The organism is Streptomyces sp. NPDC004134 (assembly GCF_042874195.1).
Classification (GTDB): Bacteria; Actinomycetota; Actinomycetes; order Streptomycetales; family Streptomycetaceae; genus Streptomyces.
Genome location: NZ_JBIAMS010000038.1, coordinates 43424 through 67825 on the forward strand (window position 1 = coordinate 43424; position 24402 = coordinate 67825).

The window sequence follows — 24402 nt, forward strand, 5'->3', positions numbered from 1 at the left end:
GTCCGGCAATCCCGCCACGCCACGCGTGACCCGAACCCGGAAACCGCGGCGCCTAGTCCTCGAACAGCCGCAGCCGGTGCGCCATCGCGGCGGCCTCGCCCCGGTTCGACACACCGAGCTTCGCCATCAGGTTCGACACGTGCACACTCGCCGTCTTCGGCGCGATGAACAGCTCTTCCGCTATCTCGCGGTTGCTCCGCCCCACCGCCACCCGCCGCAGCACGTCCGTCTCGCGGGCCGTCAGCCCCAGCGACTCCACCGGATCCGCCGGCGGCCGGGACGCCCGGCCCAGCGGGACGCGGGCGCGCCCGGCGAGCTGCTCCACGGACTCGCGGAGCGGGGCCGCGCCGAGGCGGACCGCCGTCGCGTGCGCCTCGGCCAGCAGGGGGGCGGCGATGTCGCGGGCCGCCGCGCCGCCGCCCGGGGCACCGGCGAGCAGCGCCTCCGCCCGGCGGTACGCGATGTGCGCCAGCGTGTGCGGGTGGGCCAGCGGCTCGTACGCCGCGGCGGCCGCCGCCCATACGACGGGGTCGGCGAGCCCGCGGGCGCAGGCCAGTTCGGCGGCGAAGAGACGGGACGACGGCGTCCAGAGCGGGCCCTCGGCCGGCAGGTCCGCCGCCGCGTCCGCCAGCCGCGCCACGATCTCCGCGCGCCGCGGCTCCGGCACGCCCGGCACCCCGGCGACGTCCCCCGCCAGCCGGGCACCGGCGACCAGGAGCTGCCAGACGTACGCCTCCTGTCCGGACAGCGGCAGCAGCGCGAGATGCCGCTCCAGCAGGTCGAGCGCCTCCGGCGCCTGGCCCAGCGTCCACAGGGCGCTCATCTCCACCGCGGCGAACGGCAGTTCGTACTGCGGCTCGCCGTCGTTGCGCCCCCGGTACCTGCGGGCCGCGGCGATCAGCTCCGGCACCAGCTCGAACTCCCCGCGCAGCAGCGCGAGCTGGGCGCGCCGCAGCGCCACCGACGCGCCGGTGCGGGAGCCGGCCGCGTGCCGCTTCCACTCCTGGCGCATCTGCTCGGCGCGGTCCCACTCGCCCAGCGAGGTCAGCGACTCCACGACGTTGAGCGCGGCGAAGGCGGCGGCATCGTAGAGCCCGCGGCCGTACATGTCCTTCATGCCGGCCAGACCCGCCTCGACCGCCTCCGCGGACCGGCCGGCCTTCTCCAGCGCGTCGCAGAGGTTGATACACGCGCGGCCCATCTGGCGGTGGGCGCCGCGCTGCCCGGCCAGCTCCCGGATCTCGTACAGCTCGGCGATCCAGGCGTCGGAGTCGCCCTTGGCCGAGCGCAGCGTGCACAGCGTGATCCGCGCGCCCAGCTCGACGTCCACGGCGCCGGCCTGCCGGGCCAGCACGACGGCGCGCTCGGCGAGCGCCATGCTGTCCAGGTCGGAGGCGTGCAGCAGCTCCCACATCGCCACCTGCGCGAGCACGTCGGCGTGGGTGGCGGAGGCCGGCAGGTCGTGCACCAGCTCGTGCGCCCGGGTCAGCTCGCCGCGGCCGTCGCCGCGGCCGGCGAGCGCGATGAGCTTGGAGCGCTCCAGCCAGAACCAGGCGGCGCGCAGCGGGTCCTGCGTCTCGTCGACGACCTTGAGCCCCTTCTTCACGAACTTCAGCGCCGGCTCCCACTGGTGGTCGAGCCGGGCCGCGAACGCGGCGTGCGCCAGCAGGTCGACCAGGTGCAGCTCGATCTCCTCCGGCCGGTCCCCGCAGCCGCACGGCGGATACGACTCGAGACCGCCCTGCGAAGGCAGCCCGCGGCGCTCCTCAGGCGACACCTCGTCCCACAGCTCAAGTGCCCGCTCCAGCAGCTTGAGCTGCTCGGCGTAGGCGTGCCGGGCGCGGGTCTCCAGGGCGGCGTGGAGCACGGCGGGCAGGGCCTTGGCGGAGTCGCGCGCGTAGTACCAGTAGCTCGCCAGGCGGGTCGCCCGCTCCTCCGCCGCGACCAGCCCGGGGTCGGCCTCCAGGGCCTCCGCGTACCGCCTGCTGAGACGGGTGCGCTCGCCGGGCAGCAGGTCGTCGAGGACGGCCTCGCGCAGCAGCGCGTGCCGGAAGCGGTACGCCTCGCCCTCCTCGTCGGGTACGAGCACGTTCGCCCCGACGGCGGCACGCAGGCCCTCGATCAGCTCGTCCTCGGTGAGTCCTGAGACGACGGCGAGCAGGGCGTGCGGGACGCGCGTGTTCCGCGCGGCGAGGCGCACGACGCGCTGGGCGCCCTCGGACAGCGCCTCGACCCGTACCAGCAGCAGGTCCCGGAGGGAGTCGCTGAGGCGGCCCGCGTCCTCGCTGAGGGCCAGCTCCTCGACGAAGAAGGGGATGCCCTCGCTGCGCGCGTACACCTCGGCGGTCAGCTCGCGCTCGGGCTCGGCCACCCCGCGGATACCGGCGAGCTGGCTGCGCACCTCGTCCTCGCTGAGCCGGGCCAGCTCCAGCCGCTGCACGGAGCGCAGCCGGTCCAGCTCGGCGAGGAAGGGGCGCAGCGGATGGCGCCTGTGGACGTCGTCCGAGCGGTACGTCATGAGGACCACGAGGCGGGCGCCCTGGACCGAGCGGACGAGATAGCCGAGCAGCTCGCGGGTGGAGCGGTCCGCCCAGTGCAGGTCCTCCAGGGCCAGCACCACGGTGCGCCCCGCGGCCAGCCGCTCCAGCAGGCCGACGGTGAGCTCGAAGAGCCGGGCCCGGCTGTCCTGGCCGTGCGGCTCCTCGGTGACCGGGCCCAGGTCGGGCAGCAGCCGGGCGAGCACCGGCTCCTGCCCCGCGGCCAGCTCCGTCAGCTCGGCGCCGACCTTGCGGTGCAGCATGCGCAGCGCCGTGGCGAACGGCGCGAAGGGCAGGCCGTCCGCGCCCAGCTCCAGACAGCCGCCGACCGCGCTGACCGCGCCGGCGTCCTGCGCCGCCTCCAGGAACTCGTCCAGCAGCCGGCTCTTGCCCACGCCTGCCTCGCCCCCCACGAGCAGCACCTGCGGCTCGCCGAGCGCGGCGCGGGCGAGCGCGGCGCCAAGGGTCTTCAACTCGTCATGACGGCCTGCGAACACCGGGCTGATGGATCGGCTCTGCACGCTGTCGAGCATCGCACGCTGCACTGACAGCGTGGAATCGGTTTTCTCACTGACCGGGCACGGTGGGCAGGTCCGCGAAGACGTCGAAGCGCATGACGGCCGCGATCACCAGCCCGAGCAGGCCCAGCACCAGCCCCGCGACGGCCACGGCCCGTACCCACACCACGGGCCGCAGGCCGCTGTCGCCGAACGCCGGGCGGACGAGCACCGCGGCGGACACGATCAGGGCGACGACCGCGGTGAGGCCGTTGAAGAGGGCGATGGTGTGCCAGGGGGTGCCGTACGCGGCGGAGATCTGCTCGGCGGCGGTGCCGTTGGCGGATTCGAGCTGGCCGGTCAGCTCCCGGCGGGCGGAGACGAGGTCGGCCAGCCAGGTGCCGGTCAGCGAGGCGAGGCCCAGGGCGGCGCCCACGATGGCCGCGGCGCCTGCGGCCACGCCGGTGGAGGCGCGGGCGGCGGGGGGCAGCCCGGCGGGCCCGTCGTCGTCCGCGTCGCCTTCGTGCTCCCCCGGCGCGGCGCTCTCGCCGGCCTCCGCCGTGTCGTCGTCAGCGGCCTCCCCGGCCGCCGGCGCGTCCGCCGGGTCCGCGGTCTTCGCGGCGTCCTCGGCGTCGGTCCCGGCGGCGCCGGCCGCCCGGTCGGTCTTCGATAGTGCAGTCATGCCGGGCACCGTAGGCGGCCCGTCTGAGAGGAGTATTAACGTACGGCCGTCTCCTCCGGCAGCCGGATGTGCTCGGCCGCCGCCGGCTGCCCGGGCCCTTCGACGCCGATGTGCGGCAGCCGCTTCTCCAGCCAGCCCGGCAGCCACCAGTTGGCCCGGCCCAGCAGGTGCATCAGCGCCGGCACCAGGAGCGTGCGCAGCACGAAGGCGTCCAGCGCCACCGCCGCGGCCAGCGCCACCCCGAACATCGCGATGATCCGGTCCCCGCCCAGCGCGAACGCCGAGAAGACCGCGATCATGATGAGCGCCGCGCAGTTGATGACCCGGCCGGTCTCGGCGAGCCCGACCCGTACCGCCCGCCGGTTGTCGCGGGTCGCCCGCCACTCCTCGTACATCCTGCTGACCAGGAAGACCTGGTAGTCCATCGAGAGCCCGAAGAGCACCGAGATCATGATCACCGGCAGGAACGGCTCGATCGGCCCGGTGGCCTCGAGACCCAGCAGCCCGGCCCCCCAGCCCCACTGGAAGACCGCCACCACCACCCCGAAGGACGCCGTCACGGCCAGCACGTTCATCAGCGCGGCCTTGAGCGGTACGCCCACGCTGCGGAACGCCACCAGCAGCAGCAGGCAGCCCAGCGCGATCACGACGCCGCCGAAGAGCGGCAGCTTGCCGACGATCACCTCGGCGAAGTCGTCCTGTCCGGCCGTGATGCCGCCCACGTGCACCTGCATCGACGTGCCGTCCGCGGCCTCCGGCAGCACGTCCGAGCGCAGCCGGTCCACCAGGTCCGACGTCGCCTCGTCCTGGGGCGCGGTCTCCGGGGTGACGGTGATCATCCCGGTGCCGCCGCCCTTGCCGTGCACCGCGGCGGTGGCGTCGGCGACCCCCGGGGTGCCGCGCAGCGTCTCGGGCAGCGAGTCGAAGGCGACCCGGTCGCCGGCCCCGTCGAGGTGGGCGACGAGCGTGAGCGGGCCGTTGCTGCCCGGGCCGAAGGAGTCGGCCATCATGTCGTACGCCTGCCTGGTGGTGGCGCTCGCCGGATGGTTGCCCTGGTCGGAGCTGCCCAGGTGGAGCGCGGCCACGGGCAGCGCGAGGACGCCCATCAGCACCAGCGCCAGCGCGCCCAGCAGCCGCGGCCGGCGCTGCACCAGGACGGCCCAGCGGGCGGCGAGCCCGCGCGGCACCTCGGGCCGCGGGCCGTGCTCGACGAGCGCGCGCCGCTCGCGGCGGCTGAGGGCCTTCATGCCGATGACGCCGAGCAGCGCGGGCAGCAGCGTGATCGAGGCGGCGACGGTGAGCACCACGGTCAGCGAGGCGGCGACGGCAACGCCGGTGAGGAAGTTCAGCCGCAGCACGAGCATGCCGAGCAGCGCGATGCACACGGTGACGCCCGCGAAGACCACGGCCCGCCCGGCCGTGGCCACGGCGCGCTGCGCCGCCTCGCCCACGGGCAGCCCCTCGCGCAGCCCGCGGCGGTGTCTGGTGACGATGAACAGGGCGTAGTCGATGCCGACGCCCAGGCCGACGAGCATGCCGAGCATGGGGGCGAAGTCGGCCACGGCCATGGCGTGGCCGAGGAGCGTGACGCACCAGTACGCGGTGCCGACGCCGACGAGCGCGGTCGCGATCGGCAGCGCCATCGCGGCGAGCGAGCCGAAGGCGACGAAGAGCACGACCGCCGCGACGAGCACCCCGATGGCCTCGCCGTAGTGCACGGACGGTGCCTGGAGCAGCCCGGCCCCCGGGCCGCCCACGGCGACCTCCAGACCGTCGCCCGCCGCCGTCTCCGCGGCCTCGACGACCTTGCGGACGTCACCGGTCGCCAGGTCGTCCACGGCACCGTCGTAGGTGACGGTGGCGTACGCCGTGCGCCCGTCGGCGCTGACCGCCCCGCCGTCGCCGGCGCCGTTCCCGGTGGCCGCTCCGGTGCCGTCGGCCGCGTACGAGCCGTAGGGACCGGTCACCTCCGAGACCCCGGGCAGCCCGGCGATCTCCGTCAGCGCCGCGTCCACCCGCTCCCGGGTCTGCGCGTCGCGCACCCCGCCGTCGTCGTGCCAGACGACGGAGTCCGCGACGCCGTCCATGCCGGGGAACGCCTCGGCCACGAGCACCTGCGCCCGTCCGGACTCGGTGCCCGGGACGTCGTAGTCGTTCGAGTACGCCGGCCCCAGCAGGGCCGCCGCGACGGCGGTCCCGGCGAAGGCGGCGAGCCAGAGCAGGACCACGACCAGGCGGCGGCGTAGACACCACCGGGCGAGACCGGACACGGGCGGCTCCCTGGGATATTCACGATCTTTCAGGGAGGTCGGCCCTCAAAGACTCCTGCACCTGCGCTGCCACTGTTACAGGTGCGGGAGATCGTTTGTCCGGTGAGTGGCTTTTTTCACACGATCAGTCCGCTACGCCCAGCTTCTCCATGATCAGCTCCCGGGCGCGGGCCGCGTCCGCCTGGCCGCGGGTGGCCTTCATGACCGCGCCGACCAGCGCCCCGGCCGCCTGCACCTTGCCGCCGCGGATCTTGTCCGCGATGGCCGGGTTGCCCGCGATGGCCTCGTCGACCGCGGCGCCGAGCGCGCCCTCGTCCTTGACGATGGCGAGGCCGCGCTTGTCGACGACCTCGTCCGGGGTGCCCTCGCCGTCCAGGACGCCGGTGATGACCTGGCGGGCCAGCTTGTCGTTCAGCTTGCCCTCCGCGACCAGCGCCGCCACCCGCGCGACCTGCTCGGGCGTGATCGCCAGCGCGGCCAGCTCGACGCCGTCCTCGTTGGCCCGGCGGGCCAGCTCGCCCATCCACCACTTGCGCGCCGCGGTGGCGTCCGCGCCCGCGTCGATGGTGGCGACGATCGGGCCGATGGCCCCGGCGTTGAGGATGGACTGCATGTCGTGCGCGGAGACGCCCCACTCCTCGCGCAGCCGGTTGCGGCGCAGCCGCGGCAGCTCCGGCAGCCCGGCGCGCAGGTGCTCCACCCAGGTGCGGGCGGGCGCGACGGGCACGAGGTCGGGCTCGGGGAAGTAGCGGTAGTCCTCCGCCTCCTCCTTGGTACGGCCCGAGGTGGTGGTGCCGGTGTCCTCGTGGAAGTGGCGGGTCTCCTGGACGATCTTGCCGCCGCCGTCGAGGACTTCGGCGTGCCGGACGACCTCGGAGCGCACCGCGCGCTCGACGCTGCGCAGCGAGTTGACGTTCTTCGTCTCGCTGCGGGTGCCGAAGACGGTGGCGCCCACGGGCATCAGCGACAGGTTCACGTCGCAGCGCATCTGGCCCTGCTCCATGCGGGCCTCGGAGACGCCGAGGGCCTTGATCAGCTCCCGCAGCTCGGCCACGTACGCCTTCGCCACGTCGGGCGCCTTGGCGCCGGCGCCGGTGATCGGCTTGGTGACGATCTCGATCAGCGGGATGCCGGCCCTGTTGTAGTCCAGCAGCGAGTGCGAGGCGCCGTGGATCCGCCCGGTGGCGCCGCCGACGTGGGTGGACTTGCCGGTGTCCTCCTCCATGTGGGCGCGCTCGATCTCGACCCGGAAGACCTCGCCGTCGACCTCGACGTCGAGGTAGCCGTCGTACGCGATGGGCTCGTCGTACTGCGAGGTCTGGAAGTTCTTCGGCATGTCCGGATAGAAGTAGTTCTTCCGGGCGAAGCGGCACCACTCGGCGATCTCGCAGTTGAGCGCCAGGCCGATCTTGACCGCGGACTCCACGCCCGTCTCGTTGACCACCGGCAGCGCGCCGGGCAGGCCGAGGCAGACGGGGCAGGTCTGGGTGTTGGGCCCGGCGCCCAGCGCGGTGGCGCAGCCGCAGAACATCTTGGTCGCGGTGCCGAGCTCGACGTGGACCTCCAGGCCCAGCACCGGCTCGTACGTCGCGAGGGCGTCCTCGTACGTGACAGTCACAGCTCTCTTCCAGCCTCTCGACCCCGGCGCGGCCCGCTCAGCCGGCGAGGATGTCGTCGTCGTTCATCCGGCGCAGCTCCCGCACCAGCAGGGCGACGCCGGTGGCGATGGCGGCGGCGGACACCGCGGCGTCGAGCTGACGCAGCCGGTCCTCGTCGAAGCGCGCCTGCTTCATCTGCTTGGCGACGCCGATCACGCCGAAGAGCGTGGACGTGAGGGAGATGTACACACCGGTCTTGGACTTCTTGAAGTCCTTGGCCTTGGCGAACTTGCTCATAGGGCGGGTGCCTCCTCCAGCAGGGGGTGGCCCCACCGGTCGGTGAACGCGGCCTCCACCGCGGCACCGACCTTGTAGAGCCGGTCGTCGGCCATGGCGGGGGCGATGATCTGCAGCCCCACCGGGAGCCCGTCCTCCGGCGCGAGGCCGCAGGGCAGCGACATGGCGGCGTTGCCGGCCAGGTTGGACGGGATGGTGCACAGATCGGCGAGGTACATCGCCATCGGGTCGTCGACCCGCTCGCCGATCGGGAACGCGGTCGTCGGGGTGGTCGGCGAGACGAGCACGTCGACCTGCTCGTAGGCGCGCTCGAAGTCGCGGGTGATGAGGGTGCGGACCTTCTGCGCCGAGCCGTAGTAGGCGTCGTAGTAGCCGGAGCTGAGCGCGTACGTGCCGAGCATGATGCGGCGCTTGACCTCGGGGCCGAAGCCCGCCGCCCGGGTCAGCGAGGTGACCTCCTCGGCGGAGTGCGCGCCGTCGTCGCCGGCGCGCAGGCCGTAGCGCAGGCCGTCGTAGCGGGCGAGGTTCGAGGAGACCTCGGCGGGCGCGATCAGGTAGTACGCCGCGAGCGCCTTGTCGAACGTCGGGCAGGACACCTCCACGACCTCGGCGCCCAGCTCGCGCAGCAGCTCGACGGCCTCGTCGAAGCGCTGCATGACGCCCTGCTGGTAGCCCTCGCCGCGGAACTCCTTGACCACGCCGACGCGCATCCCGGCCACCGAGCCGTGGCGCGCGGCCTCGACGACGGGCGGGACGGGGGCGTCGATGGAGGTGGAGTCCATCGGGTCGTGACCGGCCAGCACCTCGTGCAGCAGCGCCGCGTCCAGCACCGTACGGGCGCACGGACCGCCCTGGTCGAGGCTGGAGGAGAACGCGATCATCCCGTACCGCGAGACGCCGCCGTAGGTCGGCTTGACGCCGACCGTGCCGGTGACGGACGCGGGCTGGCGGATGGAGCCGCCGGTGTCGGTGCCGATGGCCAGCGCCGCCATGTACGCGGTGATGGCGGCCGACGAGCCGCCGCCGGAGCCGCCGGGGATCCGGGTGAGGTCCCAGGGGTTGCCGGTGTGGCCGTAGGCGCTGTTCTCGGTGGAGGAGCCCATCGCGAACTCGTCCATGTTGGTCTTGCCGAGGATGACGACGCCGGCTTCCTTCAGCCGGCGGGTGACGGTCGCGTCGTACGGCGGGACCCAGCCCTGGAGCATCTTCGACCCCGCGGTGGTGGGCACCCCCTCGGTGGTGAAGATGTCCTTGAGCGCCAGCGGCACGCCGGCCAGCGGGCCGAGCTTCTCGCCGCGCTCGCGCCGGGCGTCCACGGCGCGCGCCTGGGCGAGCGCGCCCTCGCGGTCGACGTGCAGGAACGCGTGCACCTTCTCGTCCACGGCGTCGATGCGGGCGAGATGGGCCTCCGCCACCTCGACGGCGCTGACGTCGCCTGCGGCGATCTGCGCGGCGGTCTCGGCCGCGGTCTGCCTGATGGTTCCCGAGCTGTCCGCCACGGTCACTCCTCCCCCAGGATCTGCGGCACCTTGAAACGCTGCTGCTCCTGCGCGGGCGCGCCGGAGAGCGCCTGCTGCGCGGTCAGGCTCGGCCGGACGGCGTCCGGGCGCATGACGTTCGTCAGGGGCAGCGGGTGGCTGGTCGGCGGTACGTCCTCGCCGGCCACATCGGCGACGCGGGCGACCGCGCCGATGATGGCGTCGAGCTGGCCGGCGAAGTGGTCCAGCTCCTCGCCGCTCAGCTCCAGGCGCGCCAGCCGGGCGAGGTGGGCGACCTCCTCGCGCGTGATGCCAGGCATGCGGGTCATCCTCACAGGGTGGTGTGACGGTTTCGGGGCAATCCTATGGGGCGCGGGGCGGTGCGCCCGACCGGGTTTCCCGGCGGGGCCGTTCTGGCCGCCCGCACGGCCGCCCCGGCGGTACGGGACAGTTCGCCCGACCGGGTGCCGTACCGCGCCCGGCCGCCGGTCACTTCACCGGCTTCACCGGCTCCTCCGCCTCACCCGGCTGCGGCAGGGACGCGGCCGCCGCGGGCTCGTCCGCCGCGGCGGACGCCGCGGCCGGCAGCGCCCGGGCCCCGGCGGGTCCCGGACCGCGGGCGCGCAGCCAGGCGGTGGTCTCCTGCGGCGGCATGGCCGCGGCGACGAGCCAGCCCTGCACCGCGTCGCAGCCGAGGTCCCGCAGGTGCTCCCAGGTCTCGTCGTCCTCGACGCCCTCGGCGACGACGCGCAGCCCGAGGGAGTGCGCGAGGTCGACGGTGCAGCGGACGATCTCCAGGTCCTCCGGGTCGACGGCCAGCCGGGCGACGAACGAGCGGTCGATCTTCAACTCGCTGACCGGCAGCCGGCGCAGATGGACCAGCGAGGAGTAGCCGGTGCCGAAGTCGTCGAGCGACATCTTCACGCCGTGCCCGGTGAGCCCGGCGAGGGTGTCGGCCGCGCGCTGCGGGTCCTCCAGCAGCACGTGCTCCGTTATCTCCAGTTGCAGCGCGCCGGGCGGCACGCCGTGCCGGGCGAGGCGGGCGGCGACGGCGCCGGCGAAGCCGGGCGTGTGCACGTCGCGCGGCGAGACGTTGACGGCGACGGGGACCTGGAGCCCGGCGGCGCGCCAGTCGGCGACCTGGGCGAGCGCGGTCTCCAGCACGTACTCGGTGAGCACCGGCATCAGGCCCGAGGTCTCGGCGATGGCGATGAACTCCTCCGGGTTCACGTGCCCGCGCTCCGGGTGCGCCCAGCGGACCAGGGCCTCCAGGCCGACGACGCGGCCGTCGAAGCCGACCTTCGGCTGGTAGTGCAGCGCGACCTCGCGGGCCTGGAGCGCCCGGCGCAGGTCGCCCAGCAGGCCGAGCCGGTCGGGGGTGTTGCCGTCGCGGCGGGCCTCGTAGACCTCGACGCCGCTGCGGTCCCGCTTGGCCTGGTACATCGCCACGTCGGCGCGCTGGAGCAGGCCCTCGGTCTCGGTGGCGTGCTCGGGGTAGACGGCGACGCCTGCGCTGGCCTCCAGCACCAGGCTCATCCCGTCGAGATCGAGCGGGGAGCCGAGGGCGGCGACGAGCGTACGGGCCACCCGCTGGGCGCTGGTGGCGGAGTCGGTCAGCGGGATGAGCACGGCGAACTCGTCGCCGCCGAGGCGGGCGGCCTCCGCGCCGCGGGGCAGCGCGAGCCGCAGCCGGCCGGCGAGCTGGAGCAGCAGCCGGTCGCCGGCGCGGTGGCCGAGGGTGTCGTTGACGGCGCGGAAGCGGTCGAGGTCGATGAGGATGAGGGCGGCGCGGCGGCCGGTGCTCTCGGCCTCGTCCAGCGCGTGCCGGGTGCGCTCCAGCAGCCACTGGCGGTTGGGCAGCCCGGTCAGCGGGTCGCGCAACTGCTCCTCGGCGCGGGCGCGGGCCATCCACAGGCTGGAGTCGAGCGCGATGAGCGGCACGGCGAACAGCGGCAGCAGCACGGGGGTGTTGACGGCCACGACGATGATGAGCGGCGCGATGCCGAGCAGCGCGGCACCGCCCAGGCCCTGGCGGGTGAGGGCGGCGCGGGCGAGCAGGCCGGGGCCCTCGCGGTGGCCGGGGTCCGCGTACCAGGTGAGCACGCGGGTCACCAGGACGTACGCCAGGGCGGCGGCGATCAGCTCGGGCAGCGCGTACAGGTCCCAGGAGCCCGGCTCCCAGGGCTCCTCGACGGTCGGGTGCTCGCCGCAGGTCCACAGCACCAGGGCGGCCGTCGAGATGCCGAGGATCTCGACGGCCCCGTGCAGCGGCGCCTGGCGGCGGTGCGGCCGGCGGACGAGGGCGACGGCGAGGATGACCAGCAGGCTGACGGCGACGGCCGGGATCCAGCCGTAGAGCAGCAGCACGGCGAGGGTGAGCGCGGCCGCCGAGCCGTTGCCGCCGGACCAGCGGTCGCGGCCGGGTGCGACCAGATGGGCGATGAGGACGGCCGTCAGGACGGCCAGGCCCCAGCCCGCGGTGCCGCGCGGGAAGAGCGCGTGGCCCTGCCGCAGCCCGTACAGCGCCCCGATGGCGAACACCAGGCCGCCCGCGGTCTGCGCCAGCCACGGCAGGGCGGGCAGCACCAACCGGCGCAGCACCGGCGCCGGTTCCGTGCTCTCCGTCGGTCGCATCCCGTCCCTCTCACCGCCTGGGCGCGCGTCGGCGCGCCCATCCACACTAGGCGGCGAAAGCCGGTCTGGGGCGCCGATCGGCTGCGGTCGCCCGATTGCCCCCGACTCGCCGGGTTTCGGTCAGCACTCGAACAGGCCGCGCCCCGGCGGTTACCCGGGCGGGGGCAGGGCGGCGTCGCGGGCGGCGTCGGGGCCCTGCTCCAAAAGGACGGCGAAGCCCGCGTCGTCGAGGATCGCGAGCTTCAACTGCACGGCCTTGTCGTACTTGGACCCGGGGTTGTCGCCGGAGACGACGAAATCGGTCTTCTTCGAGACCGAACCCGTCACCTTGGCGCCGCGGGACTGCAGCGCCTCCTTCGCGCCGTCCCGGGTGTGCGACTGGAGCGTGCCCGTGACGACGACCGTCATCCCCTCCAGCGGACGCGCACCCTCCGAGTCCTTCGCCTCCTCCTCCATCCGCACGCCCGCCGCGCGCCAGCGCTCGACGATCTCGCGGTGCCAGTCCTCGGCGAACCACTGCGTCAGCGAGGCCGCGATGGTGGGCCCGACGCCCTCGGCCGCGGCCAGTTCCTCCTCGCTCGCCGCCATGATCCGCTCGATGGAGCGGAACTCGCGGGCCAGAGCCTCCGCGGCGACGGGGCCGACGTGCCGGATGGACAGTCCGGCGATGACCCGGGCCAGCGGGCGGTCCTTGGCGGCCTGGATGTGACCGAGCATCAGCTCGGTGTTCTTCTTCGGGTTGCCCTCCTTGTTGGCGAAGAAGGTGACGACCTTCTCCTCGCCCGTCTCCGGGTCGCGCTTGGGCAGTCCGGTGTCCTGGTCGAGGACGTACGACTTGATGGGCAGCAGGTCCTCGACCTTCAGGTCGAACAGGCCGCCCTCGTCCCTGAGCGGCGGCTCCGCCGGCTCCAGCGGCTGGGTGAGCGCCGTCGCCGCGACGTACCCGAAGTTCTCGATGTCCAGGCAGCGGCGCCCGGCGAGATAGAACAGCCGCTCGCGGAGCTGGGCCGGGCAGGAGCGGGCGTTGGGGCAGCGCAGGTCGACGTCGCCCTCCTTCATGGGCTTGAGCGCCGTCCCGCACTCGGGGCACTCCGCGGGCATCACGAACTCCCGTTCGCTGCCGTCCCTGAGGTCGCTCAGCGGGCCCATGATCTCGGGGATCACGTCGCCCGCCTTGCGCAGCGCGACCGTGTCGCCGATGAGGACGCCCTTGGCCCTGACCACGTCCTGGTTGTGCAGCGTGGCGAACTCGACCTCGGATCCCGCCACCGTCACCGGCTCGACCACCGCGTACGGCGTGACCCGGCCGGTGCGCCCGACGCCGACGCGGATGTCGACCAGCCTGGTGTTGACCTCCTCCGGCGGGAACTTCCACGCGATGGCCCAGCGCGGCGCGCGGGACGTGGAGCCGAGGCGGCCCTGGAGGGCGATCTCGTCGAGCTTGACGACGACGCCGTCGAACTCGTACGCCACGTCGTGCCGGCGGTCGGCGTAGCCGGCGACGTAGGCCCGTACGCCGTCGATGCCGTCGACCACCTTCGTGTACGGCGAGGTGGGCAGGCCCCACTCCTTGAGCAGTTCGTACGCCCCGGAGAGGCGGTCGAAGCGGGCGCCTTCGAGCGCGCCGATGCCGTGGACCACCATGTGCAGCGGGCGGGAGGCGCTGATCTGGGGGTTCTTCTGGCGCAGCGAACCGGCCGCGGAGTTGCGCGGGTTGGCGAAGGGGGGCTTGCCCTCGGCCACCAGGTCCGCGTTGAGCTTCTGGAAGTCCCCGAGCGAGAAGTACACCTCGCCGCGGATCTCCACGAGGTCCGGGATGTTCTCCCCCTGGAGCCGGTGCGGGATCTCGCCGATGGTGCGGATGTTGGGCGTGATGTCCTCGCCGGCGCGGCCGTCGCCGCGGGTGGCGCCGCGGACCAGCCGGCCGTGCTCGTACGTCAGGCTGACCGCGAGGCCGTCGACCTTCAGCTCGCACAGCAGGTGGTACGGCTGGGGGTCCAGCTCCCTGGCCATCCGGTCGGCCCAGGCGTCCAGCTCCTCGTCCGTGAACGCGTTGTCCAGGGAGAGCATCCGCTCGCGGTGCTGGACGGAGGTGAACTCCGTCTCGTACGCCCCGGCGACCTTCTGGGTCGGCGAGTCGGGCGTGCGCAGCTCCGGGTGCTCCTCCTCCAGCGCCTCCAGCTCCCGCAGCAGCTTGTCGAAGTCGGCGTCGCTGATGACGGGCGTCGTCACGTAGTACCTGAAGCGGTGCTCCTCGATCTGCTCCGCCAGCAGCCGATGACGCTCACGCGCCACGCTGTCCGCACTCACACCGGCCTCCCGTTGTCACTCCGGGTCCCGGGCGAGGGACCCTGCCGCACGGACGCAGTGGGCGAGCGCCCGGCGGGCGTACTCCGGGTCCGCGCCCGCGAGGCCGCACGCCGGAGTGATCACCACACTGCTGGCGAGCGCCTGCGGCGACAGCCCCAGCCTGCGCCACAACGTCCTGACACCCCCGACGCTACCTGCAGGGTCTGACATCGGACCCGCACCGGCGGGCGCGCCCGCGGACGCGTTCGCCGTCGCCGGCACGACGCCCGCGAAGAGCCCGAGACCGCCCTCCACGGCCTCGCCGACCGCGTCGTCCTGGCGTTCGGTCAGCAGCCCCGCGTCGTACGACACGGCCGCGGCGCCCGCGCGGTGCAGCAGGGCGAAGGGCACGTCCGGGGCGCAGGAGTGGACGACGACCGGGGTACCGGCCGGGCCGGTGGCGCCGGCGGCGGCGATCACGTCGCGCAGGGTGCCCTCGACGACGGCGCGGTCCACGGCGCGGTAGGTGCGGTAGCCGCTGGCGGTGGCGACCCGGCCGGTGAGCACGGCGGTCACGGACGGCTCGTCGAGCTGCAGCACCACCTCGGCGCCGGGCACCCGGCGGCGTACCTCCGCCAGATGGGCGCGCAGCCCCTCGGCGAGCGAGGCCGCCAGGTCGCGGCAGGCGCCCGGGTCCCGCAGCGCGGCCTCGCCGCCCTTCAGCTCCAGCGCGGCGGCCAGCGTCCACGGCCCGGTGGCCTGGACCTTCAGCGGTCCCGCGTAGCCCTGGGTGAACTCCTCCAGCGCGTCCAGGTCCTCGCCCAGCCAGGAGCGCGCCCTGCGGGTGTCCATCCCCGGCCGGTCGGCGATGCGCCAGCCGCTGGGCTGCAGGTGCGCGTAGACGTCGACGAGCATCCCCACGCTGCGGCCGACCATGTCGGCGCCGGGCCCGCGCGCGGGCAGCTCGGGCAGGAAGGGGAAGTCGCCGACCTCGCCGGTCACGGTGCGCGCGGTCTCCCGCGCGTCCTCGCCTGGCATGGATCCCACACCGGTGGCGGCACCTGCACCCCAGGGGCGCGTCGCTGTCTCATTCACGAGGGTGAGGGTATGCCGAAAGCGGCGCCCCGCTACGGGCCGGGGCGGACGGAGACGTCGGTGAGCTGGGCGTCGCGCGGCAGGTCCAGGGCCGTCAGCAGGGTCGTCGCCACCGACTCGGGGTCGATCCAGCGCCCCGGCTCGTACTCCCGGCCCTCCTGCCGGTGCACCTTGGCCTGCATCGGCGTGGCGGTGCGGCCCGGGTAGACCGTGGTGACCCGCACGCCGCTGCCGGCCTCCTCCGCGCGCAGCGCGTCGGCCAGCGCCTTCAGCCCGTGCTTGCTCGCGCCGTACGCGCCCCACCCGGGCCCCGCGCTCAGCCCGGCGCCGGAGTTGACGAACACGACGTGCCCCCGCGCCGCCCGCAGCCGCGGCAGCAGCAGCCGGGTCAGCTCGGCGGGCCCCGTCAGGTTGACCGCCAGCGTCTCGTCCCAGACCTTCGGGGTGGTCTCCGCGACCGGGCCCAGCTCCACCACGCCCGCGACGTGCACCAGCGAGTCGAGTGCGGCGGGCAGTTCCTGCCCGGCCAGCGCGTCGGCCAGGCCGGCCGGCGCACCGAGGTCGGCCACGACGGTGTGCGCGCCCGGGAAGCGCTCCGCCAGCTCCGCGGCGCGGGCCTCGCCGCGGACGAGGAACCAGAGACCCGCGGACCCGCGCGCGGCCAGCCGCCGGGCCAGTGCCTCGCCGATGCCGGAGCCGGCGCCCGTGATCAGATGTGTGGTGGCAGGGTTGATGTCGCTCATGCGGTCATCCTGTCACCGCGCCGGACGGGCCTCCAGGTACGTCATGGCGGCCTCGGGGTCGTCGGCGAAGAACATCAGCTCGGTCAGCGGCAGCGGCAGGAATCCCTCCGCCTCCATCCGCCGGAACTGCGCCCGCAGCCCGTCGTAGTACCCCGCGGTGTTGAGCAGCACCACCGGCTTGGCGTGCAGCCCGTGCTTCTTCAACTCCAGGATCTCGGTGGCCTCGTCGAGCGTGCCGGTGCCGCCGACCATGATGACGACGGCGTCGGAGCGGCCGAGCAGCTCCGCCTTGCGCTCCGCCAGGTCCCCGGCGATCACCATCTCGTCGGCGCCCGCACGCGCCTTGTCGGCCAGGAACGTCACCGACACCCCGACGAGCCGGCCGCCGTGCTCCTGCACGCCGTCGGCGACCACCTTCATCAGCCCCACGTCGGAACCGCCCCACACCAGCGTGTGCCCGCGCTTGCCCAGCAGTTCGGCGAAGTGGCGGGCGGGCGCCGTGTAGCGCTCGTCGAGGTCGGCCGCGGAGAGGAAGACGCAGATGTTCATGCGTCACACCGTACGCACGGGCACCTGGGCAGCGGACCGGCGCCTTTTCGGCCGCGGCAACGCGGGCCTTGGCCGCACGACGCAGCCCTTGGCCGCACGACGCAGCCCTTGGCCGCACGACGCAGCCCTTGGCCACACCACGCAGCCCTTGGCCGCACCACGCAGCCGCGGCCGCACTACGCGGCCGGTGCGCCCGCGCGGCGGGTGGTGGCGATGGTCGCGGAGCCGACCACGCGCGTGCCGTCGTACAGCACCACGGCCTGCCCGGGTGCCACCCCGCGCACCGGCGCCGCGAAGCTCACCCGCAGCTCGCCGCCGGCGACCTCCGCGGTCACCGCCGTCTCGCCGCCGTGCGCACGCAGTTGGGCGGTGTACGCCCCGGGCCCGGCCGGCGGCGTACCGCACCAGCGCGGCGAGATCGCCGTCAGCGCCTCGACGTCCAGGGACGCGGCCGGGCCGACGGTGACGGTGTTGTCCACGGGCGAGATGTCGAGCACGTACCGCGGCCGCCCGTCGGGAGCCGGATGCCCCAGGGCCAGGCCCTTGCGCTGGCCCACGGTGAAGCCGTACGCGCCGGAGTGGGTGCCGACGCGGGCGCCGGACTCGTCCAGGATGTCGCCCTCGGCCGCGCCGAGGCGGCGGGCCAGGAAGCCCTGGGTGTCGCCGTCGGCGATGAAGCAGATGTCATGGCTGTCGGGCTTCTTCGCCACGAACAGCCCGCGCTCCGCGGCCTCCTCGCGGATCTCGGCCTTGGTGGTCTCGGTCTCGCCGAGCGGGAACATCGCGTGCGCGAGCTGCCGTTCGTCCAGCACGCCGAGGACGTACGACTGGTCCTTGGCGGCGTCCGCCGCGCGATGCAGCTCGCGGCTGCCGTCCTCGCGGGTGACGACCTTCGCGTAGTGGCCCGTGCACACCGCGTCGAAGCCGAGGGCGAGCGCCTTGTCGAGCAGCGCCGCGAACTTGATCTTCTCGTTGCAGCGCAGGCAGGGGTTGGGCGTACGGCCCGCGGCGTACTCGCTGACGAAGTCCTCCACGACGTCCTCGCGGAACCGCTCGGCGAGGTCCCAGACGTAGAAGGGGATGCCGATGACGTCGGCGGCGCGGCGGGCGTCGTGCGAGTCCTCGATGGTGCAGCAGCCGCGGGCGCCGGTGCGGAAGGACTGCGGGTTGGCGGAGAGCGCGAGGTGCACCCCGGTGACGTCGTGCCCCGCCGCCGCGGCGCGGGCGGCGGCGACGGCGGAGTCCACGCCGCCGGACATGGCGGCGAGGACCTTCAGACGGGCGGGGCGGGCCGTGTGTGTCGCTCGTGGTGTCATAGCCACTCCAGGGTAACGAGGCCGCGGCGCGGAACCGTCCGGCGGTCGGAGGCGTTGGCCGATCGAGACCGAACGAGAGGGAACGACCGCATGCCGGCGACGGAGGGCGCACAACCGGCGCGCGAGGCCGAGGAGCCCCGCGCGGACCCCGGGCAGCCCGCGAGCGGGGAGCCGCCCAGGCGCTCCAGCCGCCGCGCCGTGCTCGCCGCCCTCGGCGTGGGCGCGGTCGGCGCCGGCCTCGGCTGGGCCGGGTACGAGCAGCTCAAGCGCATGTGGTGGCGGATCCCCGGCGTCGACAAGCCGCGCAGGCCGGGCGAGCTGGACTACGCCGCCGCCGGCTGGGCCGGCGCCTCGGAGGCCAACTGGCGCCGCGCCGACCGCCCCGCGGACTACGGCATCGACCGCGTCGTCATCCACGTCACCGAGGGCAGCTACGCGGTGGCGCTCCAGGTCTTCGCCGACCCGGGCCACGGCGCCGCCACCCACTACGTCGTCCGGGCCGAGGACGGGCACGTGGCGCAGACGGTGCGCGAGCTGGACGTGGCGTTCCACGCGGGCAACCGGGAGTGGAACGAGCGGAGCGTCGGCATCGAGCACGAGGGCTTCGTGGACCGCCCGGAGACGCTGACCGACGTCATGTACCGCTCCTCGGCGGAGCTGACCGCGGACATCTGCCTGCGCTACGGCATACCGGTGGACCGGGAGCACATCGTCGGCCACGACGAGGTCCCGGAGGCCACCCACACCGACCCGGGCCGGCACTGGGACTGGCCGCGGTACATGCGCCTGGTGCGCAGGGCGCACGCCGCCGCGGACCGCAGGGCGCCCGCCCGCCCGGCACCCGGCCCCTGACCCGGCCGCACGCCGCGGGGCCGGTGATCCGCTGCGGGCCACACCGCCCGGGCCGGATCGGGCCCGTCGGCTCAGGTCAGCCCCGCCGCCCGTGCCCGCGCCACCGCGGGCCCGATCGCCGCCGCCAGCGCCGCCACGTCCGCCTCCGTCGACGTGTGCCCCAGCGAGAACCGCAGCGTCCCCCGCGCCAGGTCCGGGTCCGCCCCCGCGGCGAGCAGCACGTGGCTGGGCTGGGCCACTCCCGCGGTGCACGCGGAGCCGGTGGAGCAGGCGATGCCCTGGGCGTCCAGGAGCAGCAGCAGGGAGTCGCCCTCGCAGCCGGGGAAGGAGAAGTGCGCGTTGGCGGGCAGCCGCCCGGCCGGGTCCGGATCGCCGTTGAGCACCGCGTCGGGCACCGCGGCCCGTACCGCCGCCACCAGGGCGTCGCGCAGCGCGCCCACCTCTTCGGCGAACCGCGCGCGCCGCTCCGCGGCCAGCTCCGCCGCCACCGCGAACGCCGCGACCGCCGGCACGTCCAGCGTGCCGGAGCGCACCTCGCGCTCCTGCCCGCCGCCGTGCAGCAGCGGCTCCGGCGCGTACCCGCGGCCGAGGAGCAGCGCCCCGATGCCGTACGGGCCGCCGATCTTGTGCCCGGTGAGCGTCAGCGCGGCCAGCCCGCTGGCGCCGAAGCCGACCTCCGCCTGGCCCGCGGCCTGCACCGCGTCGGAGTGCATCGGCACGCCGTACTCCCGTGCCACGGCGGCGAGTTCCGCGACCGGCAGGACCGTGCCGATCTCGTTGTTGGCCCACATCGCCGTCACCAGCGCCACGTCGCCCGCGCCCCCGGCGGGGCCGCGCTCCAGCGCGGCGCGCAGCGCGTCGGGGTGCACCCGGCCGTAGGCGTCGACGGGCAGCCAGTCGACGGTGGCGCCCTCGTGCTTCTGGAGCCAGTGCACCGCGTCGAGGACCGCGTGGTGCTCGACCGGGCTGGCGAGCACCCGGGTGCGGGCGGGGTCCTCGGCCCGCCGCGACCAGTACAGGCCCTTGACCGCGAGGTTGTCCGCCTCGGTGCCGCCGGAGGTGAAGACCACCTCGCTGGGCCGGGCGCCGAAGGCGGCGGCCAGCCGCTCCCTGGACTCCTCGACGGTGCGCCGGGCCCGCCGGCCCGCGGCGTGCAGCGACGAGGCGTTGCCGGTGGCGGTGAGGCGTTCGGTCATGGCCCGCACCGCCTCGGGGAGCATCGGGGTGGTGGCGGCGTGGTCGAGGTAGACGGCCTGGTCCATGATGGTCCCGATTCTACGGCGCCCGCCCCGCCCGCCGGACGCCGCCTTCCGGCCGTAGGGACCCCGCCCACGGCCCCCGTCCTGGCGAGGGGGCCTCGCGCCCCTCGGCCCGCCCTCAGCCCTCCCCCGCCGCCCTGCTGCGCCGCTGCCAGGCGCGCGGGGCCCGCCAGCGGAAGCGCAGCGCCAGCAGCCGCAGCACGAACGCCAGCGCCGCCGCGGCCGTCGCCGTGGCGGGCCCGACCTGGTCGAAGCGGATCAGCAGCGCGGTGGCCGCCGCGCCGACCAGCGCCGGCACCGCGTACATCTCCCGGTCCCAGCGCAGCAGCGACGGCACCTCCCCGGCGAGCAGGTCGCGCACCACGCCGCCGCCGGCCGCGCTGGTCAGCCCGAGGACGGCGGCGGAGGTGAGGCCGAGTCCGTACTCGTACGCCTTGAGCGTGCCGGTGACGCAGAACAGCCCCAGGCCGGCGGCGTCGAAGACCATGACCGCGCTGGTGATCCGCTCCACCTCGGGGTGCAGGAAGACGACCAGCAGCGCGGCGACGAGCGGCGTGAACAGGTACCCCGGCTCGGTGAAAGCCGCCGGCGGCACCGCGCCGATCACCAGGTCCCGCAGCAGCCCGCCGCCGAGCCCGGTGGCCAGCGCGAGCACCGCGATGCCGAAGACGTCGAAGTTCTTCCGCACCGCGAGCAGCGCGCCGGAGATCCCGAAGACGAAGATCCCCGCGAGGTCCAGCCAGTGCTGCAGGGAGGGCGTGAACAACTCGTCGGACACCACGCCCCCGTCTTACCGCCGCACGTTCTACTTCTTGTCTTCGGGTGCCTGGTCGGGCGCGTTCTCCGGGTGCCAGCAGGCGGTGCGCCGGCCGGGCTTCAGCTCCAGCAGCGGCGGCTCCTTGGTCTTGCAGACCTGGGTGGCCTTCCAGCAGCGGGTGTGGAAGCGGCAGCCGGTGGGCGGCGAGATCGGCGAGGGCACGTCGCCGTTGAGCAGGATCCGCTCGCGCTGCTGCCGGCGCTTGGTGTCCGGCACCGGCACCGCGGACATCAGCGCCTTGGTGTACGGGTGCAGCGGCTCCTGGTACAGGCTGGTGCGGTCGGCCAGTTCGACGATCTTGCCCAGGTACATGACCGCGATCCGGTCCGAGACGTGCCGGACGACGGACAGGTCGTGGGCGATGATCACGTAGGTGAGGCCGAACTCCTGCTGGAGGTCGTCCAGCAGGTTGACCACCTGCGCCTGGATCGACACGTCCAGGGCCGAGACCGGCTCGTCCGCCACGATCAGCTTCGGCTGCAGGGCCAGCGCGCGGGCGATGCCGATGCGCTGCCGCTGGCCGCCGGAGAACTCGTGCGGGTAGCGGTTGTAGTGCTCGGGGTTGAGCCCGACCCGCTCCAGGATCCCCTGGACCTCCTTCTTCACCCCGCCCTCCGGCCGCACGTTCTGCAGCTTGAAGGGGGCGCCGACGATGGTGCCGACGGTGTGCCGGGGGTTCAGCGAGGAGTACGGGTCCTGGAAGATCATCTGCACGTCGCGGCGCAGCGGGCGCATCTGGCCCGTGCTCAGGTGCGTGATGTCCCGGCCCTGGAACTCGACGCTGCCGCCGGTGGGCTCCAGCAGCCGGGTGATCAGCCGGCCCATGGTGGACTTGCCGCAGCCGGACTCGCCGACGACGCCCAGCGTCTCGCCGGGCAGGACCTCGAAGTCGATGCCGTCCACGGCCTGCACCGCGCCGACCTGGCGCTGCAACAGGCCCTTGCGGATGGGGAAGTGCTTGGTCAGCCCGGAGACCTTCAGCAGCGGCTCGGTGCCGGCGGCGGGCTTCTTGCGCATCCGGGCGCCCGGAATGGTCGCGGTCGCCTTCGCCCCGCCGGCGCCGGCCGGTCCCGCCGCCGCGGCGCCGGTCCCCTTGCCGTCCCCCGCAGTGGGGGTACCCCCGTCAGCGGGGGCGGAGCCGGCGGGGGAGCTCGCCTTGTCGGCCTTCTTCTCGGGCACAGCCTCGTCCTTCACAGCTTCGGCGCAATCTCTTCGGTGTAGATGCGCTCCCGGTCTTCCTGCCGCAGGTGGCAGGCGACGAAGTGGCCTCCCCCACCGACTGCGCCCTCACTGCCAACCTCGCGCAGCTCGGGCCGTACGGTGCGGCTGGCGTTGTCCGCGGGCACGTCCGCGTAGGGGCAGCGGGGGTGGAACGCGCACCCGCTGGGCACGTTGATGAGGCTCGGCGGGCTGCCCTTGACCGGGATGAGCCGGTCGGTGGCCTCGCGGTCGATGCGCGGCATCGAGCCGAGCAGGCCCCAGGTGTACGGGTGCTGCGGCCGGTCGAAGATCTGCTCGGCCGAGCCCCGCTCCACGCACCGGCCGCCGTACATCACCACGATGTCGTCGGCCAGTTCCGCGACCACGCCGAGGTCGTGGGTGATGATGATGACCGCGGAGCCGAACTCCTTCTGCAGATCCCGGATCAGGTCGAGGATCTGCGCCTGCACGGTCACGTCGAGCGCGGTCGTCGGCTCGTCGGCGATGAGCAGTTCGGGGTTGTTCACCAGCGCCATCGCGATCATCGCGCGCTGGCGCATGCCGCCGGAGAACTGGTGCGGGTAGTCGTCGACGCGCTTGTCGGGCTGCGGGATGCCGACCCGGTCGAGCATCTCGATGGCCCGCTTGCGCGCGGTCTTCTTGTCGACGTCGTGGTGGACGCGGTACGCCTCCACGATCTGGTACCCGATCTTGTAGTACGGGTGCAGCGCGGAGAGCGGGTCCTGGAAGATCATCGACATCTCGCGGCCGCGCAGCCGGCGCACCGTGTCGGGCTCCGCGGACAGCAGCTCCTGCCCGTTGAGCCAGATCTCGCCGGAGAGCTGCGCCCGCCGGCGCTTGCCGTACTGCCCGGCGGTGTGCAGGCCCATGACGGCCAGCGAGGTGACGGACTTGCCGGAGCCGGACTCGCCCACGATGCCGAGGGTCTTGCCCTTCTCCAGTTGGAAGGACAGCCCGTCGACGGACTTCACCACGCCGTCGTCGGTCGGGAAGTGGACCTTGAGGTCCCGGATGTCCAGGAACGCCGACGCCTCGGTGGCGGCGGCCGGTACCGGCTCGCCGACGGCGCCCGTCTTCGTCAGGCCGGTCACGAGACCCTCACCCTCGGGTCGATGGCGGCGTACACGAAGTCGACCACCAGATTGCAGATCACGATGAAGAAGGCGGCGAACAACGTGACACCGAGGATCGGTGGCAGGTCGTTCTCGCTGATGGACTGGACCGCCCAGGAGCCGACCCCGTTGAAGGAGAACACCGTCTCGGTGATCACCGCGCCGCCGAGCAGCAGCGCGAAGTCCATGCCGAAGATGGTCACGATGGGCGTCAGCGCGGAGCGCAGGCCGTGCCGGGCGATCACCACCGGCTCCTTCAGGCCCTTCGCGCGGGCGGTGCGGATGTAGTCCTCACCCATGGTCTCCAGCATCCCGGCGCGCGTGAGTCTCGCATAGAGCGCCGAATAGAGGAACGCCAGCGAGAACCAGGGCAGCACCAACCCCTGGAACCAGCGCACCGGATTCTCGGTGAGCGGTGTGTACTCGTTCGGGAAGATCTGCCAGTGGAAGGTGAACAGCGCCAGCGCGATGGTGCCGGTGAAGAACATCGGCAGCGAGACGCCGGCCAGGGCGATGCCCATCGCCGCCCGGTCGAAGAACGACCCCGGGCGCAGCGCCGAGATCACGCCCGTCGTCACCCCGGAGATCAGCCAGAGCACGGCGGCACCGACGGCCAGCGAGGCGGTGACCGGCAGCCGGTCCAGCATCTCCGGCCAGACCTCCTGGTGGTCGCGGAAGGAGTAGCCGAGGCAGGGTGTGCCGCACTGCGACGGGTCGGGCCCGAAGTTGAACTCCCGGCCGGCGAAGATGCCGCGGATGAAGTCCCAGTACTGGATGTAGATGGGATCGTCGAGGCCGAGGTTCTTCTTGACCGCCTCGATGGTCTTGGGGTCCGGGCTCTTGCCGATGTACTGCGCGGCGAGCTGGTCCGCCGAGCTGCCGGCGAGCCGCGGCAGGAGGAAGAAGATGGCGTACGTGATGGCGCTCACGACGAACAGCAGCACCACTGCGGCCATCAGCCGCCGGATGAGATACGCGAACACGAGGGCGTGCCTTCCACGGTCCGGGCGGGGGGGGGGGGGGGGGGGGGGGGGGGGGGCCCCCGCCGCGGGGGGGGGGGGGGGGGGGGGGGGCGGCGGGGGGGGGGCCGCCGGGGCGGGGGGGGGCGGGCGGGGCCCGCCCCCCCGCGCCGGGGGCCGCCGCCGGGCTGCGGCGG

General features: G+C 74.1%; 19 protein-coding genes. 1 reads left to right on the top strand and 18 read right to left on the bottom strand.

Annotated elements, in window-relative coordinates; translation table 11 throughout:
• Window positions 1-52 precede the first annotated feature (52 nt).
• From ACFYVJ_RS33025 to mnmA, 13 genes are all read right to left on the bottom strand, one after another.
• Window positions 53-3070, bottom strand: coding sequence for a helix-turn-helix transcriptional regulator (locus tag ACFYVJ_RS33025; RefSeq protein WP_388899650.1), 3018 nt, complete (start codon window positions 3068-3070; stop codon window positions 53-55).
• Between the two features lie 34 nt (window positions 3071-3104).
• Window positions 3105-3716: a hypothetical protein gene (locus ACFYVJ_RS33030; protein ID WP_388899597.1), complete on the bottom strand. Its 612-nt coding sequence runs from the start codon at window positions 3714-3716 to the stop codon at window positions 3105-3107.
• A gap of 35 nt (window positions 3717-3751) precedes the next feature.
• On the bottom strand, window positions 3752-5986 hold the full coding sequence (locus tag ACFYVJ_RS33035) for an MMPL family transporter (RefSeq protein WP_388899600.1): 2235 nt from the start codon (window positions 5984-5986) through the stop codon (window positions 3752-3754).
• A gap of 124 nt (window positions 5987-6110) precedes the next feature.
• On the bottom strand, window positions 6111-7604 hold the full coding sequence (gene gatB, locus ACFYVJ_RS33040; RefSeq protein WP_388899603.1) for an Asp-tRNA(Asn)/Glu-tRNA(Gln) amidotransferase subunit GatB: 1494 nt from the start codon (window positions 7602-7604) through the stop codon (window positions 6111-6113).
• A gap of 37 nt (window positions 7605-7641) precedes the next feature.
• Window positions 7642-7881, bottom strand: a complete 240-nt coding sequence (locus ACFYVJ_RS33045) for a hypothetical protein (RefSeq protein WP_388899606.1) — start codon at window positions 7879-7881, stop codon at window positions 7642-7644.
• Window positions 7878-9386 (bottom strand): Asp-tRNA(Asn)/Glu-tRNA(Gln) amidotransferase subunit GatA, encoded by a 1509-nt coding sequence (gene gatA, locus ACFYVJ_RS33050; protein ID WP_388899608.1) that lies wholly within the window; start codon window positions 9384-9386, stop codon window positions 7878-7880. Before gatA ends, ACFYVJ_RS33045 begins: the two co-directional genes overlap by 4 nt.
• Window positions 9383-9679 carry an Asp-tRNA(Asn)/Glu-tRNA(Gln) amidotransferase subunit GatC gene (gene gatC, locus ACFYVJ_RS33055; protein WP_018838916.1) on the bottom strand — a complete coding sequence of 99 codons (297 nt, stop codon included), beginning with the start codon at window positions 9677-9679 and terminating at the stop codon, window positions 9383-9385. Before gatC ends, gatA begins: the two co-directional genes overlap by 4 nt.
• Before the next feature lie 169 nt (window positions 9680-9848).
• Window positions 9849-11993 carry a putative bifunctional diguanylate cyclase/phosphodiesterase gene (locus ACFYVJ_RS33060; RefSeq protein WP_388899611.1) on the bottom strand — a complete coding sequence of 715 codons (2145 nt, stop codon included), beginning with the start codon at window positions 11991-11993 and terminating at the stop codon, window positions 9849-9851.
• Between the two features lie 150 nt (window positions 11994-12143).
• Window positions 12144-14303 (bottom strand): NAD-dependent DNA ligase LigA, encoded by a 2160-nt coding sequence (gene ligA / locus ACFYVJ_RS33065; RefSeq protein ID WP_388899614.1) that lies wholly within the window; start codon window positions 14301-14303, stop codon window positions 12144-12146.
• Window positions 14304-14318: 15 nt separating this feature from the next.
• Window positions 14319-15329 (bottom strand): methionine synthase, encoded by a 1011-nt coding sequence (locus ACFYVJ_RS33070; protein ID WP_388899616.1) that lies wholly within the window; start codon window positions 15327-15329, stop codon window positions 14319-14321.
• 80 nt (window positions 15330-15409) lie between these two features.
• Window positions 15410-16120 (bottom strand): SDR family oxidoreductase, encoded by a 711-nt coding sequence (locus tag ACFYVJ_RS33075; protein WP_388899619.1) that lies wholly within the window; start codon window positions 16118-16120, stop codon window positions 15410-15412.
• 12 nt (window positions 16121-16132) lie between these two features.
• Window positions 16133-16669 (bottom strand): TIGR00730 family Rossman fold protein, encoded by a 537-nt coding sequence (locus ACFYVJ_RS33080; protein WP_388899621.1) that lies wholly within the window; start codon window positions 16667-16669, stop codon window positions 16133-16135.
• 176 nt (window positions 16670-16845) lie between these two features.
• Window positions 16846-17985 carry a tRNA 2-thiouridine(34) synthase MnmA gene (mnmA, locus tag ACFYVJ_RS33085; RefSeq protein WP_388899624.1) on the bottom strand — a complete coding sequence of 380 codons (1140 nt, stop codon included), beginning with the start codon at window positions 17983-17985 and terminating at the stop codon, window positions 16846-16848.
• Window positions 17986-18075: 90 nt separating this feature from the next.
• Here mnmA and ACFYVJ_RS33090 point away from each other — a divergent pair, with 90 nt between their 5' ends.
• Entirely contained in the window at window positions 18076-18837 is a 762-nt protein-coding gene (locus ACFYVJ_RS33090; protein ID WP_388899627.1) for an N-acetylmuramoyl-L-alanine amidase, read from the top strand.
• 71 nt (window positions 18838-18908) lie between these two features.
• Here ACFYVJ_RS33090 and ACFYVJ_RS33095 read toward each other — a convergent pair whose 3' ends face one another.
• The 5 genes from ACFYVJ_RS33095 to ACFYVJ_RS33115 all read right to left on the bottom strand — a co-directional run bounded on the left by ACFYVJ_RS33095 (window position 18909) and on the right by ACFYVJ_RS33115 (window position 24229).
• Window positions 18909-20099: a cysteine desulfurase family protein gene (locus tag ACFYVJ_RS33095; protein ID WP_388899630.1), complete on the bottom strand. Its 1191-nt coding sequence runs from the start codon at window positions 20097-20099 to the stop codon at window positions 18909-18911.
• Between the two features lie 115 nt (window positions 20100-20214).
• Window positions 20215-20877 carry a trimeric intracellular cation channel family protein gene (locus ACFYVJ_RS33100; RefSeq protein WP_388899633.1) on the bottom strand — a complete coding sequence of 221 codons (663 nt, stop codon included), beginning with the start codon at window positions 20875-20877 and terminating at the stop codon, window positions 20215-20217.
• A gap of 24 nt (window positions 20878-20901) precedes the next feature.
• On the bottom strand, window positions 20902-22107 hold the full coding sequence (locus ACFYVJ_RS33105; RefSeq protein ID WP_388899636.1) for an ABC transporter ATP-binding protein: 1206 nt from the start codon (window positions 22105-22107) through the stop codon (window positions 20902-20904).
• Window positions 22104-23225, bottom strand: coding sequence for an ABC transporter ATP-binding protein (locus ACFYVJ_RS33110; RefSeq protein ID WP_388899639.1), 1122 nt, complete (start codon window positions 23223-23225; stop codon window positions 22104-22106). Before ACFYVJ_RS33110 ends, ACFYVJ_RS33105 begins: the two co-directional genes overlap by 4 nt.
• Complete coding sequence (locus ACFYVJ_RS33115) at window positions 23222-24229, bottom strand: ABC transporter permease (protein ID WP_388899642.1); 1008 nt, start codon at window positions 24227-24229, stop codon at window positions 23222-23224. The genes ACFYVJ_RS33110 and ACFYVJ_RS33115 overlap by 4 nt, the downstream gene beginning before the upstream one ends.
• Window positions 24230-24402: the final 173 nt, after the last annotated feature.